This window comes from Citricoccus alkalitolerans (assembly GCF_039528175.1).
In the GTDB taxonomy this organism is placed as follows: Bacteria; Actinomycetota; Actinomycetes; order Actinomycetales; family Micrococcaceae; genus Citricoccus; species Citricoccus alkalitolerans.
This window is the reverse complement of record NZ_BAAALH010000002.1, coordinates 1,052,389-1,070,555: the sequence shown is the minus strand read 5'-3', so window position 1 is coordinate 1,070,555 and position 18,167 is coordinate 1,052,389. Positions and strand designations below refer to the sequence as shown.

At 67.1% G+C, this 18,167-nt stretch carries 17 protein-coding genes; 8 read left to right on the top strand and 9 right to left on the bottom strand.

What is annotated here, in order from left to right; genetic code table 11:
* The 4 genes from ABD134_RS10755 to ABD134_RS10740 all read left to right on the top strand — a co-directional run.
* Positions 1–1,413 (top strand): MFS transporter (locus ABD134_RS10755; protein WP_344229324.1); only part of this gene is annotated, 1,413 nt, incomplete at its 5' end.
* Complete coding sequence (locus tag ABD134_RS10750) at positions 1,413–2,198, top strand: SDR family NAD(P)-dependent oxidoreductase (RefSeq protein ID WP_344229322.1); 786 nt, start codon at positions 1,413–1,415, stop codon at positions 2,196–2,198. The genes ABD134_RS10755 and ABD134_RS10750, both read left to right, overlap by 1 nt.
* A gap of 50 nt (positions 2,199–2,248) precedes the next feature.
* A complete protein-coding gene (locus ABD134_RS10745; protein ID WP_344229321.1) occupies positions 2,249–2,998 on the top strand; it encodes an SDR family NAD(P)-dependent oxidoreductase in 750 nt (249 codons plus the stop codon).
* A 44-nt stretch (positions 2,999–3,042) separates the two neighbouring features.
* Positions 3,043–3,333, top strand: a complete 291-nt coding sequence (locus ABD134_RS10740; protein WP_344229320.1) for a hypothetical protein — start codon at positions 3,043–3,045, stop codon at positions 3,331–3,333.
* On the opposite strand, the gene ABD134_RS10735 is transcribed toward ABD134_RS10740, so the two are convergent.
* The 3 genes from ABD134_RS10735 to ABD134_RS10725 all read right to left on the bottom strand — a co-directional run bounded on the left by ABD134_RS10735 (position 3,334) and on the right by ABD134_RS10725 (position 6,886).
* Positions 3,334–4,992, bottom strand: coding sequence for a phosphodiester glycosidase family protein (locus tag ABD134_RS10735; RefSeq protein WP_344229318.1), 1,659 nt, complete (start codon positions 4,990–4,992; stop codon positions 3,334–3,336).
* Positions 4,993–5,102: 110 nt separating this feature from the next.
* Positions 5,103–6,167, bottom strand: a complete 1,065-nt coding sequence (locus ABD134_RS10730; RefSeq protein ID WP_344229316.1) for an LLM class flavin-dependent oxidoreductase — start codon at positions 6,165–6,167, stop codon at positions 5,103–5,105.
* A 107-nt stretch (positions 6,168–6,274) separates the two neighbouring features.
* Complete coding sequence (locus ABD134_RS10725) at positions 6,275–6,886, bottom strand: CGNR zinc finger domain-containing protein (RefSeq protein WP_344229314.1); 612 nt, start codon at positions 6,884–6,886, stop codon at positions 6,275–6,277.
* 161 nt (positions 6,887–7,047) lie between these two features.
* Here ABD134_RS10725 and ABD134_RS10720 point away from each other — a divergent pair, with 161 nt between their 5' ends.
* Entirely contained in the window at positions 7,048–7,800 is a 753-nt protein-coding gene (locus ABD134_RS10720) for an OBAP family protein (protein WP_344229312.1), read from the top strand.
* 26 nt (positions 7,801–7,826) lie between these two features.
* Here ABD134_RS10720 and ABD134_RS10715 read toward each other — a convergent pair whose 3' ends face one another.
* Positions 7,827–8,933, bottom strand: a complete 1,107-nt coding sequence (locus tag ABD134_RS10715; protein ID WP_344229310.1) for a hypothetical protein — start codon at positions 8,931–8,933, stop codon at positions 7,827–7,829.
* 228 nt (positions 8,934–9,161) lie between these two features.
* The gene (locus ABD134_RS10710; protein WP_115932196.1) at positions 9,162–9,365 is read right to left on the bottom strand and encodes a cold-shock protein; all 204 of its coding nucleotides are present in this window, start codon (positions 9,363–9,365) and stop codon (positions 9,162–9,164) included.
* Between the two features lie 391 nt (positions 9,366–9,756).
* On the opposite strand from ABD134_RS10710, the gene ABD134_RS10705 reads away from it, so the two are divergent.
* A complete protein-coding gene (locus tag ABD134_RS10705; protein ID WP_344229307.1) occupies positions 9,757–12,333 on the top strand; it encodes an ATP-dependent Clp protease ATP-binding subunit in 2,577 nt (858 codons plus the stop codon).
* A gap of 309 nt (positions 12,334–12,642) precedes the next feature.
* Positions 12,643–13,401 (top strand): Ltp family lipoprotein, encoded by a 759-nt coding sequence (locus ABD134_RS10700; protein WP_344229305.1) that lies wholly within the window; start codon positions 12,643–12,645, stop codon positions 13,399–13,401.
* A 106-nt stretch (positions 13,402–13,507) separates the two neighbouring features.
* On the opposite strand, the gene ABD134_RS10695 is transcribed toward ABD134_RS10700, so the two are convergent.
* Positions 13,508–14,416: an amidohydrolase family protein gene (locus tag ABD134_RS10695; protein ID WP_344229303.1), complete on the bottom strand. Its 909-nt coding sequence runs from the start codon at positions 14,414–14,416 to the stop codon at positions 13,508–13,510.
* 116 nt (positions 14,417–14,532) lie between these two features.
* On the opposite strand from ABD134_RS10695, the gene ABD134_RS10690 reads away from it, so the two are divergent.
* A complete protein-coding gene (locus ABD134_RS10690) occupies positions 14,533–15,252 on the top strand; it encodes an aldehyde dehydrogenase family protein (protein ID WP_425549745.1) in 720 nt (239 codons plus the stop codon).
* A 113-nt stretch (positions 15,253–15,365) separates the two neighbouring features.
* On the opposite strand, the gene ABD134_RS10685 is transcribed toward ABD134_RS10690, so the two are convergent.
* The 3 genes from ABD134_RS10685 to ABD134_RS10675 all read right to left on the bottom strand — a co-directional run.
* Positions 15,366–16,154, bottom strand: a complete 789-nt coding sequence (locus tag ABD134_RS10685) for an ATP-binding cassette domain-containing protein (protein WP_344229301.1) — start codon at positions 16,152–16,154, stop codon at positions 15,366–15,368.
* Positions 16,151–17,899: a dipeptide/oligopeptide/nickel ABC transporter permease/ATP-binding protein gene (locus tag ABD134_RS10680; protein WP_344229299.1), complete on the bottom strand. Its 1,749-nt coding sequence runs from the start codon at positions 17,897–17,899 to the stop codon at positions 16,151–16,153. Before ABD134_RS10680 ends, ABD134_RS10685 begins: the two co-directional genes overlap by 4 nt.
* A partial coding sequence (locus ABD134_RS10675) for an ABC transporter permease subunit (protein WP_344229297.1) occupies positions 17,892–18,167 on the bottom strand: 276 nt, incomplete at its 5' end. The genes ABD134_RS10675 and ABD134_RS10680, both read right to left, overlap by 8 nt.

Sequence of the window (18,167 nt, the reverse complement as noted above, 5' to 3'; positions counted from 1 at the left end):
GGCGATCCCCTCACACGAAAGTCCACCATGTCCTCTCCCCGCACCGCCTCAACCGGGCCCGTGGCCCCCTGGGATGTCCCCGTCACCCCGGGCATGATCCGCAAGGTCTCGATCGTCTGCTTCCTCGCCTGGGTCATCTCCGTCTACGACTTCACCCTCTTCGGCACCCTGCTGCCGGTGATCGCCGAGGACTTCGGGTGGTCCACCGCCCAGTCCACGATGATCAACACCCTGGCCCACGTGGGCGTGTTCATCGTCTCCCTGATCGTCGGGCCGATCATCGACCGCCTGGGCCGGCGCAACGCTCTGGTGATCCTGATGATCGGCGGCGGCCTGGCCGCCGGCTTCACCGGCATGGCGATCGGCGCGGTCTCGATCATCCTGGTGCGCTCCTTCACCGGCCTGTCCCTCTCCGAGGAGGTCGTCAACGCCGTCTACCTCTCCGAGATCTACAAGGACGTCAAGAACAAGGGCTTCTTCTACTCCGTAGTGCAGGCCGGCTACCCGATCGGTGCCCTGGTGGCCGCCGGCATGTCCGCCCTGCTGCTGCCGGTCATCGGCTGGCGCTGGTCCTTCGTGATCGCCGGCGTGCTGGCCATCGCGGTGGCCCTGGTGGCCACCCGGCTTCCCGAATCGCCCACCTTCGCCGCGATCCGTGAGGCGCGCCGCCGCCAGTCCGTGGGGGACGACGCCGGCGCCCAGGTCCTGATCGACCAGCACCGCCTCGAGATGGACAGCGAGACTCAGGGCGGCCTCAAGGAGGTCTTCTCCCCGGCGCTGCGCCGGCACACCATCCTGCTCTCCCTGGCCTGGCTGTTCAGCTGGATCGGCATCCAGGTCTTCTCCGTGCTGGGCACCACCGTGCTGGTGGAGGCCAAGGGTGTCTCCTTCGAGAACGCCCTGGTCATCCTCATCGGCGCCAACGCAGTCGGCTTCGTCGGCTACCTGTTCCACGGCTGGCTCGGGGACCGGATCGGCCGTCAGCGCACCGTGATCCTCGGTTGGCTGGCCGGCGCCGTCTCCAGCCTGGGCATGCTGCTGATCCCGGGGGCCACCTGGTTCATCATCGCCATGTACGGCCTGACCCTGTTCTTCCTGACCGGCCCGTTCGCGGCGCTGCTGTACTACATGGGCGAGTCCTTCCCGGCACACGCCCGCGGCATGGGCACCAACGTGGCCCACGTGATGGCGCCGGTAGGCGGGATCGTGGGTTCCGGCCTGCTCAGCGCCCTGCTCTTCGCCGGGCTGTCCATGACCGCCGCCGCCATCCTCTCCGGCACCCTTGGGCTGGCCCTGGCCGGGCTGTGCATGATGGGAACCCGCAAGATCGAGGGCCCCGCCGCCGATGTCCCGGCCGACCTGCTCGTCCACGGCAACCACCGCGACACGGAGAAGGACGAGGTGGCACTCTGATGAGCACTCAACGAGACGACGGGCTGGCCGGCAAGGTCGCGCTGATCTCCGGCGGCGCCAGCGGGATCGGCCAGGCCCTGGCAGTGGCCTACGCTCGGGCCGGTGCGCACAGTGTGGTCAACTACTTCCCCGGTGACCCGCACGACTCCCAGGAAACGGTCCGGGCCGTGGAGGCCGCCGGCAGACGGTGCATCGCCGTGGCCGCCGACGTCCGCAGGACCGAGGACTGTGACACCCTCGCCGAGGCCGCCATGGCGGAGTTCGGCCGGCTGGACATCGCCGTGGCGGCGGCGGGCATCCTGCGCCGCAGTCTGCTGGGCGAGATGACCGACGAGGCCTGGGAAGACATGCTGGACGTGGACCTCACCGGCGTGATGCGCGTCTTCCGCTCGGCCGCCGCGAAGATGACCGACGGCGGCGCGATGGTCGCGACGTCATCGATCGCCGGTGGGGTGTACGGCTGGGAGGAGCACGCCCACTATGCCGCGGCGAAGTCCGGCGTGCTGGGCCTGTGCCGCTCGCTGGCCGTGGAACTGGCCCCTCGCGGGATCCGCGTGAATGCGGTGATCCCGGGGCTCATTCGCAGCCCGCAGTCCGAGGATGAGAAGAACTCCCTCGGCGATGAGGGGCTCAAGGCCGCCGGGAAGATCATCCCCGCCGGCCGCGTGGGCACCGTGGACGAGGCCGCCCGTACCATCCGGTTCCTCACCAGTGACGACTCCGCCTACGTCACCGGTCAGGAACTCATCGTGGACGGCGGACTGACCATCCGCTGGCCCAGTTGAGCGGCTCGATTCAGGACCCACATCTACCCAGCGAGAGAAGGAGCAGGCGCATGGAAGCGCTGAAGGACAAGGTCGCCGTCATCACCGGCGGCGCCAGCGGGATCGGTGCGGCCATCGCCCGGCTGTACGCGGAGAACGGCGCGGCCATCGCCGTGCTGGACCGTGATGCGGCAGCCGGCGCGGCCGTCGTCGGGCAGCTGACTGAGGCGGGCGCCACGGCGCTGTACTCCGAGGTGGACGTGACCAGCTCGGATTCTGTTCGCCAGGCCATGGACTCCGTGGCCGAGCAGCTGGGCGGGATCGACATCCTGGTGACCGCCGCCGGCATCCTGGACGAGAAGCCGATGGCCGAGATGACCGAGCAGGACTTCGACCGGACGGTGGACATCGACCTCAAGGGCGTGTTCCTCGCCGGCCGCTGGGGCCTTCCGCACCTGCAGGCTCGCGGGGGCGGCCGCATCATCAACATCGCCTCCCAACTGGGCATCAAGGGCGGCACCGGGCTGGTGCACTATGTGGCGGCGAAGGCCGGCGTGATCGGCATGACCAAGGCGATGGCCCTGGAGTTGGCACCCGAGGGCATCCTGGTGAACGCCATCGCCCCCGGGCCCATTGACACGCCCCTGCTCAACGGCGTGACCGAGGAATGGAAGGCGGCCAAGCGCGCCGAGCTGCCGCTGGGCCGCTTCGGAACGGCCGAGGAGATCGCGCCGACGGCCTTGCTGCTGGCGTCCTCCCCGGGCGGGGACATCTACGTGGGCCAGACGCTCGGGCCCAACAGCGGCGACGTGATGCCGTGAGCGGGCGCTGAACCATGTGCGGAGCATGCCCCGGGGGCGCCACGGTGTCCTCCACCACGGCCACCCTCAACCGGCTCGGACGCAAGCGCCAGGCGCTGGCGCAGTTGCGCCGCGGGCTGGCTCCCGGTTGTTCGCTCACCCTGCTGGGTGACGGCTGGACCCTGCGGCGCCGGACCGGCCGCCAGGACGTGTTCGCGGACGTCGAAGAGTTGCTCGTGTCGCTGGAGACGCCTGGGACCGGCGCTGGCTCGGACTGGACAGGGACCGAGCCCGCGCGGGCCGTCGTCGGGCGCCTGCTCACCGGGGCCGAGTGGGATGGCTCTCGGGGAGAATGATCACCGCTCCCGGATCACGATGGCATCGCCCACGGCACGTTCGCTGCCGCCGGACGGTGAGTTCTCGAGTTCGCCGTCCACGACCATGGCGGTGGACCCGCCGCCGTCGAGGTTGATGGCGTCCACCAGTCCCAGTCGGCCGGAGAGATCGGCCGCCTCGGAGATGCTCAGCCCCACGGAGTCGGTCTGCCGGCCGTCGGCGGTGATGAGCACGAGCTGACCTCGGCCATCGATCCCGGCGATGGTGCGCGGATTGCGCTGGTGCGTCCAGCCGTAGAACTGGCCCGGGTTGTCCGCATGGACCATGCCGTCGCGGGAGGCCGTGATGTCCCGCTCACCGTCCGTCAGCAGGTTCGGGCCGCCGTTGAGCACTTGGGTGTGCGGGGTCATGCGCAGTTTCTTGCCGCGCTCGTCGAGGTACTCGTTCGTGAGCTTGATCCGCCCGGCCTCTGTGGCGAACTCATCCAGAGGCGCAGTGTCCTCGCCGATGGCCTGGATGGAGTACTGCCCGTCAGCCAGTTCAGTGCCCCGCTCCTGGGTGACCTCCTGGACCCGTCCGTGGCGATCGACGACGACCTCCAGTCCATCCCCTTCCGGCGTCGTCGCCCCATATTCCTCGGTGAACACGACGATCTCATCGGCATCGGTGCAGGTGACATCATGCTTCGGGGCCTCCGTGGGCAGGTCATCGGTGCCGCCGCAGTTGCGGATCTTGCCGGGCACGCGATTGATGCCGTCCAGGTCCAGCCCCTGACGACCAGCGGAGATTCGACCCTCCCAGGTGAGGCGCTGGATGGAGGCACGGCCGCTGCGGTGGTCGATCACCAGGTTGGGGCGGTCCCCCACCGTCTCACTGAGGATGTCCCCGTTGTACGCCGCCGCGCCTGCAGGGTCTCCGGGGGCACCGTGCTGCTCCCCGTAGACGAAGAACCCGGCATTGACGCCCGCCAGGGCACCGTCGGCCAACTCGGAGACGGTCTCGGTCCGCTCGAGGTCCTCGCCGAAGGTACCGGTGACCTCGCCCTTGAACCTGAGCGGATCGATGGTCAGCACCTCCACGTTGACGGGGCCGCCGCGGGGGCCACTTGACGGCTGATCGCCGTCCCAACCCTCGTACCAAGTGCCACCGGAATACCCGAGGGCCGTCAGCTCTGATCGGGTCGCCTCAGCCTCGGCCTCGGTGCGGAATGCCCCCACCCGGACGCGGTGGCCCAGGTAACCGCCGGCGTCGGCCAACCGGTCGGCCACCACGGCCCCGGCGCGGGCCTCCAAGCCCGCCTCCCGCAATTCGGTGGCCACGCGATGGGCCGTGCCCCGGGATGAGACGTGCGAATCCCGCACACCTGTCTGGCCAGACGGCAGTGTCACCTGCACGGTCCACGAGTACTCGGATCCGGGGTTCCCGAGCGTGAGGGACTCGTGGGTGACACCGAGGGCCAAACGCTGTTCGGTGCCGGCAGATCGGAAGGTCCCGACGCCGGCCGCCGGCTCCCGCTCGGCGCCAGAGACCTCCGCGGTGACGGAGACGTCCGCGGTGGGGGCGGAGGAATCTGAGGTGGCGGCGACGGGCCCGGCGACGGTGCCGGTGGTCAGCAGGGCGCAGGAGAGCGCGGTGATAGTCAGGGTACGGGCAGCGGTGCGGCGAGTTGAGGTGATCACGATGTCCATGCTGACCCTCCCGGCGGCGGCCCCGCGTCATGGCGGGGGTCAGTTCGCCGAGCTGTCGCCGAGTGTTCAGATGTCGTCCTCGTCGCCGAGTCCGCCCTCGCTCAGGCCGACGGCAGACCGTAGTGGTCGGCGATCAGCTCCACGGTGCGGGCCTGTACTCCACGGGAGTGTCCCCCGACGACCAGCATGAGTTCGTCAGCACCCGTGCCCTGCTGAAGTCGCTCCAACCCCGCGGCCACCGTGGCGGCCGTGCCGTGCAACGTCTTGTCCGTCCACTCGTCCAGGACGGCCCGCTCGTGGTGCGTGGCCGGATAGGCCTCAACCTCGTCCGGAGGCAGCAGGTGGTAAGACTCCCGCTTGACCATCTTGAGCATGGCCATGGCCCCGGAGGAGGACTGCCGGCGCGCCTCGACCGGATCATCGTCAGCCACCGCTCCCACGCTGACCAGGGTGTACGGCTCCTCCAGGACCTTGGAGGGGCGGAAGTTCTGGCGGTACAGGTCCATCGCGTACTCCGCCTCATCGCTGCCGAACTGCAGCGCGAAGGCATAGGGGCGCCCCAGCCGGCCGGCCAACTGTGCCGAGTACGGCGAGGAGCCCAGTATCCAGACATCCGGGATGGAAGGACGGGCCACGCGGTTCATCCCTGCCGACCAGGGGCCCGGTACGGCGTGGATGTGGCGGTACGGATGGTCGGCCGGGAAGTCGTCCTGCAGGAAGCCGACCAGTTCGACGATCTGCTGGGGGAACTCGTCATTGGCGCCCTGATGCCGGCGCAATGCCGCCGCGGTCATACCGTCGGTTCCAGGGGCTCGCCCCAATCCCAGATCGATCCGGCCGGGGGCGAGGGTCTCGAGCATGCCGAACTGCTCGGCGATCACCAAGGGAGCGTGATTGGGCAGCATGACGCCACCAGCCCCCAGTCGGATCCGCTCCGTCTCGCCGGTCAGTCGCGAGATCATCAGCTGCGGGGATGAGGCCGTGGCAGAGGGCATGGCGTGGTGCTCGGACATCCAGAAGCGATGCAGGCCTCGACGATCGGCCAATCGAGCCAGGTCGATGATTCCCTGGAACGCCTGCTGGGCCGTCTCGCCAACTCCCGTGTGGGCGTTGTCCAGGACGGAGAGCACGAACGGGGCAGTGCCGGATGGTTGAGGCCGGATCATGGACCTTCGCCTTTCTCACGGATAAGTACGCCTTTTGGCGTGATGCCCACTGTAGCCTTGGCTCATGGGTACAGACAAACTTTGCCGTGAGGTCGGCGCCGGGGGCATCAGCTCGGCGTCGGCGCCCCAGACCGCCGGGCATAGGCCCGGGCCGCACGCACGCGATCCCCGCACCGGGTGGAGCACCAGCGTCGGCGCGCATGGGTGCGCACGAAGAATCGATTGCAGGGTGCGGCTTCACATGCCGCGAGACGATCAGCCTCGGAATCGGTGACCAGCTCGGCCACATCGACGGCCAGGGACGCCAAGGCGTGCTCGACGATCTGGGTGGTCGGATGGGGTGCCACTCGCTGCCACCCGCCCTGCGGATCCCAGCCGAGCAGGGCCGCCGTCGGCGTGCGCAGCAAGGCGTCGTTGACAGCACGCAGGGATGCCACCGGCGGTTCAGCGCGGTCCACCGCCGCCTTGAACAGGCCCCGGACATGTTGGCGCAGGTCCATCAGCAGGGTGGAGCAGTAGTGCTGGAGCTCCACGTCCGCCGGGGCCAGGTCATGGTCCACCAACCAGCGTGTCGCCTCGGCCGGCGTCGCCAGAAGGTCCACGGGCTCCGCGCCGGGCACGATGACGGCACTGTTGGCCAACTCCAAGGAAGGATGGAACTCGCCCCCGGGCGCGGGAGGCAAGGGCGGGAGAACGGCGTTACGGGTCGACTGCTCCATACACTCATGGTATCTCTCGCCATAATCCGTGATGACCACTCACCCGCGGCACCGGCAGTCCTCCGGCGTCGATTCCGCCTCACCACCACTCCCCCGTTGCCGCCGAGCCTCCCGATCGCCCAACCCGTGCACTCCGGCACCTCGGTCACTACCGTGGCTGCATGGGACCTACATCTCTGAAATCCTTGGGCCTCGGCTTCGCTGCCGGGCTCGGGGTTGCCGCCAGTGCCGCCGTCAGCCGAAAGGTGGTCACAGCCGCCAAAGTCGGCCAGGACCACCCCCTGAAACACCGCGCGCTGGATCTGGCCTCCGGCCTGATCCAGCCGAAGTACCCACTCGAGGCGATGAGCACCTACCTCAATGGCCTCCACATGTACGCCGATGAGATGGGACGGCAGGTGGAGGCCTCACACTTCTGCATTCACCTGCGTCATGATCTCCATCAGTGCGTGATCTTCGACCGCAACGCGCCCGATGCCCGACTGATCGGGATTGAGTACATCACCACCGAGGAACGTTTCCTCAGCCTGCCGGAGGACGAGAAGCGACTCTGGCACAGCCACCACTACGAGGTGAAGTCGGGCGTCCTCGCTGCTCCCGGCGTCCCGGAACTGGCCGAGCATGCCTACTTCACCGATCTGGTGACGACGTACGGCAAGACGTTCCACACATGGCAGTACGACCGTGATGACTTCCCCTACGGCATCCCGCAGCTGATGATGGGGCTGACCGAGGACGGGCAGGCCGATGAGGAGCTCATCCGCAATCGGGACCGGCGCCTCGGCATCTCCACGGCGCAGAAGCGCGCGAGCCGCGCAGGCATCCCGACGCCGGAGGTGGCCCCCGGTGCCAATGCGTGGGAAGGCGGCCGAACGGTGCAGACCCGGTTGGAGGAGATGGACTTTAAGCGGTAGCCGGATCGCCGCGCAGAACGGGGTGGTCAGTGGTCACTGGCAGAGGTCCTGAACTCTTGAGCGATGAGATCTAGGGTGAACTCCTGCCTCAGCCGACCGGCACTGTTCTGGTTCGCGAACATTCCCTTGCGCCAGAAGGCACCCTCGTTGGGACGCGTGTCGATCCATTCGACAGGCAGAATCCACTCGGCGTCATCATCGGACTCGGACATGCCGCCAATCGCATAGTGGTAGTTGCCAGCCAACTCTTGCTCGGCAAGCTTTATGCTTTGCCCGTTCATCACCACGTTTGCTTCGTCGAATCGGACGGCATCGCCAACCACGGTTCCGACACCCACATAACCCTGCTTGGGGATGTACGCGTTGACCCGGGCACCCACAGGTACGTTTCGCAGGGTACGTGAGTACCAGGCCCCTCCACCCGCACTGACGAATCCGTACCTGCGGCCGTCCTCCCAACTGCGTCCGGGCTGATAGTCGCCCTCGCCAAACGAGACGAACCAGTCAAGGCCGTTCCAGGAGGCGCGTCGTGCCTTGTGCGCACCACCGCCCGCAGGAGCCACCGTCGCGTCTTCAGATGCCGCCAGCCATGTTCGCGCCAAATAGGCGCGGTCGTCTTCTTCCAGATAGGCGAAGAAGACTGCGTTGATCGGCACCCCGAAATCGCGCAAGTAAGTGACGATCCGCTCAGAGGATGCGTCCAACTCGCTGGCCACGATGGTCAACTGGAGTTCCTCATTGAGCAAGTCCGGGCGAGTCGTCTGGAAGACATCCTCGAACGCCTCCTCAAGGGGGACGTTCAAGTAGTCGTTGGCGATCGCCACTATTTCGTCCGTCGAGAGCGTCGCGCACCACGAGCCGTAGTCCAGCGCCTGAGCCACGACGTCCCGGGGCGTCCGATCTCGCTTTAACTCCAGAACGTGGAGGTGGCCCTCTGCGTCGATCGCCAGTAGGTCGATGAACTTTCCATACGGCGTCTTCACTTGCCGTCCGATGATCAGGAGGGGCACACCCAGAAGCGTTGAGTCGTGCTCAAGCAGCTCCTCGAGCTGCCGCTCGGAAGGCATGACAGCGCTATTGAGCCTCTTCGGCCTGCCGCCGTCGATGCGCCAGATTCCCATTTCGACAGCCATACGCTTGGCTTCACCACTTTCGCTCGACGTCGGTAGATCTCAAGAGCCTAAGCACGGGCAACATTTGCCCAACGTTCCACAAGGCTCAATGCCGGACAGATCCTGACGACAAACGCTCATGTCCTGCATGTTTCCGGATAGGACGTCCCCGTGCGTGACGACACACAGGGGACAGCAAAACGGCCGCCCACCCCGGAGGGTGAGCGGCCGTTTTAGAGTCTGATCAGATCAGAGGGGGCGGACCGACGAGGCCTGCATGCCCTTGTCGCCCTGAGTCGCCTCGAACTCGACCTTCTGGTTCTCCTGAAGTTCGCGGAAGCCGCCGCCGTCGATGGCGGAGAAGTGCACGAAGATGTCAGCGGAGTTGTCGTCCGGGGCAATGAAACCAAAGCCCTTTTCAGCGTTGAACCACTTGACTGTACCGGTGGCCATGGTGGCCTCTTTTCTTTAGGGTGCTAAACCCGCCAGTTTTTCCAGCGGGGGCGAAGCGGTGTGTACATACCGCTTCCCCAGCGCCCCAGTCGACCCGAAGGCCACCCGGTCCGCAGTGGTGACGGACTTACTGCATCTACTACAACTACTTCTGCAAGTAACTGTACGGCATCAAAGCCCTTCTGTGAACCACCGCGGCCATAGGCCCCCTCCGCCTCACAGAATCAGCCCCTCCGACGCCCAGAGTGCCGCCCTGGAATAAATCTTGAGTGCAACGCGCTCAAGTTTCTTGTATCCCGAGCCTGGATTTGGGAACATTCTGACGTCACTCGTGGTTACTTGAGTTGAACACACTCAACTATCGCTGGAAACACACCTCAAGGAGGACATTTTGCCCGCATTCTTCGGTCCCGCCGGCTCCAACGGCGACTCCTTCGACGATTTCTTCGCCCGCTACCTCCAGGGCCAGCGGGTCGGTCGGCAGGGACGTCCCGTCGACCTCACTCGCCTACTGAGCAAGCGCACCCACGATGTCCTGGCCACCGCCGCGACCTTCGCCGCCGAACGCGGCCAGACCGACGTCGACGCGCTGCACATCCTGCGCACCATGCTGAGCGAGGACCCGGCCGCCGCCGCAGTGCGCCAGTCCGGCGCCGATCCACAGTCCCTGATCGCCGCCGTCGACGACCGCCTGCCGGCCCCGAGCGAGGCGAAGGACGCCAACAACACCGCGTCCCTGAACGCCTCGGCCCAGAAGGTGCTGCTGGACGGCTACCAAGTGGCCCGGGGCTTCGGTTCCACCTACATCGATCCGGAGCACGTGTTCTTCGCGTTCGTGCTGAACCACGACTCCCCCGCCGGTCAGCTTTTGAGCCAGGCGGGCGTCACCCCACAGTCCCTGCAGTCGGCTGCCCAGCAACAGCAACAGCAGGGTCAGGCCGGCCAGCAGCCGTCCGGCCAGGACTCCGAGGGCTCCATCCTGGAGAAGTTCGGCCGGGACCTGACTGCTGAGGCGAAGGCCGGCCGGCTGGATCCGGTGATCGGCCGGGCGGACGAGGTGGAGCAGACCATCGAGGTGCTGGCCCGCCGCACCAAGAACAACCCCGTGCTGATCGGTGAGGCCGGCGTCGGCAAGACCGCCATCGTGGAGGGTCTGGCCCAGGCCATCGCGGACGGCGAGGTGCCCGCTCAACTGCAGGACCGGCGCGTCATTGCCCTGGACCTGGCCGGCATGGTGGCGGGTACCCGCTACCGCGGCGACTTCGAGGAACGGCTCACCGGTGCCATGGATGAGCTCGCCGAGGACAGCAGCACCATCGTCTTCATCGACGAGCTGCACACCATCGTCGGCGCGGGCGGTTCCGGGGAGTCCGGTGGCATGGACGCAGGCAACATCCTCAAGCCCCGGCTGGCCCGCGGTGACCTGCACATGGTCGGCGCCACCACGCTGAAGGAGTACCGCACCATCGAGAAGGACGCCGCCCTGGAGCGCCGCTTCCAGCCGGTCACCGTCGGCGAGCCCTCCGTGGAGGACGCCGTGCAGATCCTCACCGGCTTAGCCGATCGCTACGCGGACCACCATCAGGTGACGTACACGGACGAGGCGCTGCGCGCCGCCGTCGTGCTCTCGGACCGGTACATCACCGACCGGTTCCTGCCGGACAAGGCCATTGATCTCATCGACCAGGCCGGGGCACGGCTGTCCCTGAAGCGCGGCCCGAAGCACGACGCCGGCCCGGCCGTGGACACGGACGCGCTGCGGTCCCAGCTCGCCGAGTTGGAGGCCGAGAAGAACTCGGCGGTCAACGCGGAGGACTACGAGCGCGCCACCGAGCTGCGGGACGAGGCCAACCGGATCAGCGAGCAGTTGGCCGAGGCCTTGGCCCAGCGGGCTCGACGCGCGGAGGTCACTGGGGAGGCCGTGGTGAACGAGGATGCCATCGCCGAGATGGTCTCCCGCGCCACCGGCATCCCGGCGGCCAGGATGACGGAGGCCGAGAAGTCCCGCCTGGCGCGGCTGGAGGACGAGCTCCACGCCCGGGTGGTCGGCCAGGACGATGCGGTCGCCGCGATCGCGAAGTCCATCCGCCGCTCCCGGACCGGGATGGCCGATCCGTCCCGCCCGGTCGGCAGCTTCCTGTTCCTGGGCCCCACCGGCGTCGGCAAGACCGAGCTGGCGAAGGCCCTGGCGGGATCGCTGTTCGATGACGAGGACGCGATGGTCCGGTTCGACATGTCCGAGTTCGGCGAGCGCCACACGGTCTCGCGCCTGGTCGGTGCGCCTCCGGGGTACGTGGGCTATGACGAGGCCGGCCAGCTGACCGAGCGGGTGCGCCGCCGCCCGTACGCGGTGATCCTGCTGGACGAGATCGAGAAGGCCCACCCGGACGTGTTCAACCTGCTGCTGCAGGTGCTCGACGACGGCCGCCTCACCGACGGCCAGGGCCGCACCGTGGACTTCCGCAACACGGTGCTGATCATGACCTCGAACCTCGGCTCCGAGTTCATGTCCTCCGGCGGGTCTCCGCTGGGCTTCGTCTCGGCGGACGCCGAGGCCGCGCAGCGGGACCTCCGTCAGAAGGTGATGGGACGCGTCAAGGAGTTCATGCGGCCGGAGTTCCTCAATCGGATCGACGACACCGTGCTGTTCTCTCCGCTGTCCGCTGCGGAGCTGCGCCAGATCGTCGGTCTGCAGCTGGGTGATTCCGAGCAGCGGCTCGCTGACCAGGGAATCACCCTCGAGGTGGACGACGCCGCCCGGGATTGGATCGCCGAGGCCGGCTACGAGCCGGCCTACGGTGCCCGCCCGCTGCGCCGGGTCATCCAACGCGAGCTCGACGACCGGGTGGCCGACCTGCTTGTCTCCGAGGCGGTGACCGACGGTGATGCGGTGCGGGTGACCGTTGAAGAGGGGCGGCTGGTGGTGCAGCCGGTGCCGGCTCGGATGCCGGAGTCGCTGGCGGCCTAAGAGGGTGCTGGCGTGCTTGCCACCGCAGGGGCCGGGGCTTTCGTTGAGTGCTGTCAGCGAAAAGCCCCGGCCTGCTTCTCCGATTCGATAGGTCGGTTTGACGCCGTTTCCACTCCTGCCTCAATATTCGAGGCAGGCGCACACAGTGGACCACAGTATTTGTGCTCATGATTCGGGACTATCAGGACTGAACGGTCTGTTAATCGTTATATCTAACGCCCCTTAAGTATCGATCGAGTAGGACTTTTCCCTGCCGTTCTCATCTAGAGTGTCAGGGTCACTCGTCTTTTTGATCATATTGGAGGGGCCATGAGCCACGCTGTCGATTTCCAGCAACAACCGCAGTATGGCGGCCAACCAGGTCCGCCGCCGAAGACAGGCAACGGCCTTGGCGTCGCTGCTCTGGTCTTGGGCATCATCGCCATCGTCATCGCCTTCATTCCCTTCATTGGGATCGGGTCCTTCCTTCTGGGGGCGCTGGCAGTCATTCTCGGTATTGTCGGGCTGCGAAAGAAGGGACTGCCGAAGGGGACGTCGATCGCCGGCCTGATTCTGGGCGCACTGTCCCTGATCATTGCGGGGATCATGACCGCTATCACGGCGACGTTCGTGGCGGCCGTTGATGAGTCGCTGCAGTCGATGCCCGACTCGTCCATCGTGGCAGAAGCGACCACCACGGACGCCCCGGTGGCAACGCCGATCAGTGAAGCTTCTGAGTCGACGTCTTCCGCTGAGGACCCCACCAGCGAGGCCGCTGACCCGGAGGTCCCGACTGAGCACCGGTCCGCCCTCGCTCAGGCACAGAACTACTCGGACCTGATGTACCTGTCCAAGGCCGGACTATGGGACCAGTTGACCTCAGAGTACGGGGGACAGTTTACCGAGGAGGCCGCAGATTACGCGGTGGAGAACGTCGAAGCGGACTGGCAGCAGAATGCGCTGGAGCAGGGCCGGAGCTACCAGGAGACGATGAGCATGTCTCCCGCCGCCGTGTACGACCAGCTGGTCTCGGAGTATGGCGGCCAGTTCACCGCCGAAGAGGCCCAGTACGCGGTGGACAACCTCTAACCCGCAACGCCGACCAGGACTGACCCCTCAGCCCCCACCGACCCCCTGACATTGCCGCAAGCAGTGCGTCAGGGGGTCGATTGGGTTCTGCGGGCGGTCGAGTTCTCTAGGGCCAGTACAGGGACATCGGGTTGCTCACCAGCAGGGCCTGCTGCTCCGCCTCGGTCGGCGCGATCTGCGGGATGTACCCCAGCAACAGCGCGTCGTCCGGCATGTGCGAACGCAGATTCGGGTGGGGCCAGTCCGTGCCCCACAGGGCCCGCTCCGGGAACTCCGCCATCACCCGGCGGGCGAAGGGGACGACGTCGGTGTATACCTCGCGCTGCCCGTCCACCGCGTAGGGGCCGGCTTCCGAGAGGCGTTCGGGGCAGCTGACCTTGACCCAGGCGTCGGTCCGCTCGACGAAACGGAGGAAGGATGAGAATTCGTCCGAGTCCGCACCCTTCCGGACATCCGGGCGGCCCATGTGGTCGATGACGAGGGGGACGCCGAGGCCCGCGAACGTGTCCTCGAGGCCGGGAAGGTCCTCGGGCTCGAAGTAGAGGACGAGGTGCCAGCCGAAGTCACGGATCTTATCCGCCACCAGCGCGAGCTCCTCGAAGGGCTGGCTCTGCACCAGGCGCTTGACGAAGTTGAAGCGCACCCCGCGGACACCGCGTTCATGCATGCTGGTCAGCTGCTCAATCGTCACGTCTGCTCCGACGGACACCACACCGCGTGCGGTGTCCCCGAAGTCGTCCAGCGCGTCCAGCAGCGCGGCGTTATCCCGCCCGTGGCAGGTCGCCTGGACGATGACGTTCCGAGAGACGCCCAGGTGCTCCCGCAGGTCCCGCAGGTCAGCCTTGCTCGCGTCGCACGGCGTGTACTTCCGCGCTGGCGAGAACGGGAATTCCGCTGCCGGGCCGAAGACATGGCAATGGGCGTCCACCGTTCCCTCCGGGAGGGTGAAAGCGGGCTCGCCCCGATCTTTCACCCAGTCCAGCCAGCCGGCGGTCTTCTCGGATTGTTCGATCACCCGTGATCCTCCTGAATGGATTCGTGCAGCCGGTGGTTCAGCTGTGCTCCGCGGCCGGTCTGCGCCTGGCAGTTGACCCGTGTGAGGCCACGGTAGCGGACGTCAGAACTGCGGGCATCAGCCTCAGGGGTTCTCGATCCCGATGTACTGGGTCGCGGTGTACTCGCGGATCCTCCGCCGCCACCCGGACACCGGCCTACCGGGGCATCAACCCGGCCACCGGGCAGGTGCTGAGCGAACACCCGTTCGCCACGGACGAGGAGGCCGGTCAGGCTGTCGAGTCCGCCCATGCCACCTTCCGCGAGTGGCGGGCTCGGGATATCAGCGACCGGGCCGCCGTCGTCCGGCGGATCGCCGAACTGTTCGAGGAACGGACCGAGGAACTCGCGCAGGTCATCACCCGAGAGATGGGCAAGCCGATCGGCGAGTCGCGCGGTGAGGCCGAGTTCAGTGCAGAGATCTTCCGCTACTACGCGGACCACGGCCCGGCACTGGCCGCGGATCAGGTGCTGGTGAGCACGGACGAGTCCACCAGTGTGATCAAGCGCCGGCCGCTCGGCGTGCTGCTGGGCATCATGCCGTGGAACTACCCGGATCTGGCCAACGACACCCAGTACGGGCTGGGCTCCGCCGTCTTCGCCACCGAACCCGGACGCGCCGAGCGGCTCGCGGAGGGGCTGGAGGCCGGCATGGTCGGCGCCAACCAGTCCCCGCCGGAGACCGCGGACATGCCCTTCGGCGGCGTGAAGCGTTCCGGCTACGGCCGCGAGCTGGGCCCGCTGGGCATGGACGAGTTCGTCAACAAGCGGCTGATGGCCGTGGCCAAGACCTCCTGACCACGGTCTCTCGGATACCCACGCGGGTTTGTCCTGGGTGTAGGTGTACCTGCACCCAGGACAGACCCGCGTCGTGTCGATGTCGCGTGGGAAGGTGATAAGCCGGTTCCAATCTAGACGGCTTCCAGCCGGAATCCCGGCCCGCCGGGCACGGAGTCCAGCAGCTTCTGCGTGTATCCGTGACCGGGAGTTTCGAACACCGTATCGACCGGGCCGGATTCGACCACGTCTCCGTGATAGAGGACCACGACCTCGTCGCTCACGTGCCGGACCACGGCGAGGTTGTGCGAGATGAACAGCATGGTCAAGCCCAGGTCCTTACGCAGTCGAGACAGCAGGTTCAGGATCTCCGCCTGCGTGGTCAGGTCCAGGGCTGAGGTGATCTCATCGGCGATGACCAGGTCCGGTTCCACCGCCAGCGCCCGGGCGATCGCGATGCGCTGACGCTGGCCGCCCGAGAACTCGTGCGGGTACCGCTCGGCCGCGTCCGCGTCTAGCGAGACCTGGGCCAACCAGTGACGGATGGTCGTGCGGTGCCGACGAATGGAGCTGCGCCGCGGGTCGATGGCCTCGGCGATGGCTTCGCCGATGGTGCGTCGCGGGTCCAGGGACGAGTAGGGGTCTTGGGGCACCATCTGGATCCGGCGCCGGAGCTGCCATAGGTCGCGTGCCCGCAGCCCACTGGTTTCCCGCCCCGCGAAGAGGATGGAGCCTCCGGTGGGTCGGACCTGGCCAACGAGTGCCTTGGCCAAGGTGGACTTGCCGGAACCGGATTCGCCCACCAGTCCCACGGTCGTCCCGGGCCGGACGCTCAGGTCAACCCCTTTGAGGATGTGCGCTTGGCCGGCGCCGTGGCCCAGGTGGACGTCCAGGCCTCGTACGTCCAGGAGTGGTTCGGTCATGACTGCACCTTTGCCTCTGTGGGTATCGGTTCGGTACCGGCGTCGTCCTGCCACCGGTCCGCGGTGAGGAACTCACGCCGGTCGGTCATCGAGGGAGTGGCTGCCAGCAGCATCCGGGTATAGGGGTGGGCGGCCTGCCCGTCGCGGAGCTGGTCGCCCGTCAGCCGCTCCAGGATCCGTCCGCCGTTCATCACCAGGACCTCGTCGCAGAGCTCTTGAACCACGCCGATGTCGTGGGAGATGAACAGGATGGCGGTCCCGCGTTCCTTGTTGATCCGGTACAGCGACCGCAACACCTCCGCCTGGACGGTGACGTCCAGGGCCGTGGTCGGCTCGTCGGCGATGAGCAGGACCGGATCGGCCACCGTGGACGAGGCGATCATGGCGCGCTGCAGCATTCCTCCGGAGAGTTCGTGCGGATGCTGGTCCATCCTGGCCCCGGGCCGGGTGATGCGCATCTCGTCCAAGGCCGTGACCATGGTGCTCTTGGCTTGCTTGCCGGACTGGCCCAGATGGACACGCTGTACCTCGGTGAGCTGGGTGCCCATCCGCAGGGCGGGGTTGAAGGTGGTGCCCGGGTCTTGGTAGACCAGCCCGATCCGGCGGGCCAGTTCCGCCGGGGAGTTCCGTGCGGTCAGGTCCATGTCCCCGAGGCGCAGCACGGAAGCCGTGCGCCGCACCTCCTCGGGCAGCAGGCCTGCCACGGCCATGGCGGTCATAGATTTACCCGATCCCGACTCGCCGACCAGCCCGAGGACCTGTCCGGGCTGGATGGAGAACGAGACCCCCTGCACGAGGTCCTTGCCGTTCGGTGCGGTCACGACCAGGTCGCGGACCTCCAGCAGTGCCTCGCGGTCAGCCCCCGTACCCATGGCCCGGGTGGGCGACAGGCGTCCGGCGAACTTCCGTCCGCCCCGTGGATCGGCGGCCGCGGCCAGTCCGTCACCGACGAGCATCGCCCCGACGCCGGCCAGCAACAACATGATGGAGGGGCCGACCACTTGCAAAGGCTGGGAGTAGATCGAGACCAGTCCCTCGTTGAGCAGGCGCCCGTAATCGTAATCGGGTGACTGTACCCCGAGTCCGACGAAGGACAGGGAGGACAGCTCCAGTAGGGACAGGGCGAAGTTCGAGGTGGCCATCACCAGGAGCGGCTCGGCCATGTTGGGCAGCAGGTGCCGGGAGATGATCCTCGGGGTCGGCACGCCCAGCAGCCTGGCGGTGGTCACGTAATTCCGGTGGGACACCGAGGCCGCGAGATTCGCCGTCAGCCGGGTGAAGGCGGGGATGCCGGCCAGGCCGATGGCGATCACGGCGTTGACGGAACCCGGGCCCAGGATCGCCGCGACGATCAGCGCGAAGATCAGTGACGGGTACGCGACCGCCGACTCGATCAACCGCAGTGCCGCCTCCCGGACCCGGCGCGGTGCGAGCCACACCGCCGAGCCGAGGACGATGCCGCCGACCACAGCGATCGCGGTGGCCGCTACGGACATGACGAGGGTGAGACGGGTGGCTACGAGGGACCGGGCCAGGATGTCCCGGCCGAAGTCATCCGTGCCGAGCCAGTGCTCGGCACTGGGACCCTGCCTCGAATTGGCGGTCAGCGTCTCGGCCTGCGCGGTGAGGAACATCGGGGCGAGGATGGCCGTGAGCACCATCCCGGCCATCATCACGAGGCCGATGATCAGCGTCGGAGTCCAGCGGAAGCGGCGCGGGGCGCTCGGGGAGGAGGTACTAGCCATGAGTCTTGGATCCCAGCGTGCGGGGGTCGATGAGTCCGAGGACGATGTCGACCAGAAGGGTGAGCAGAGTGGCGATCAGGCCGACCGTCAGGATGATCCCCTGGATTACCGGGTAGTCGCGGTAGATGATCGCCTGGATGATCTCCGAGCCAATACCCGGGTAGTTGAACACCGTCTCGACGATGATCGCCCCGCCCAGCAGACTGGCCAGGATCAGGCCGGTGAGGGTCAGCGTGGACGTCATCAGGTTCGGTAGGGCATGGCGCAG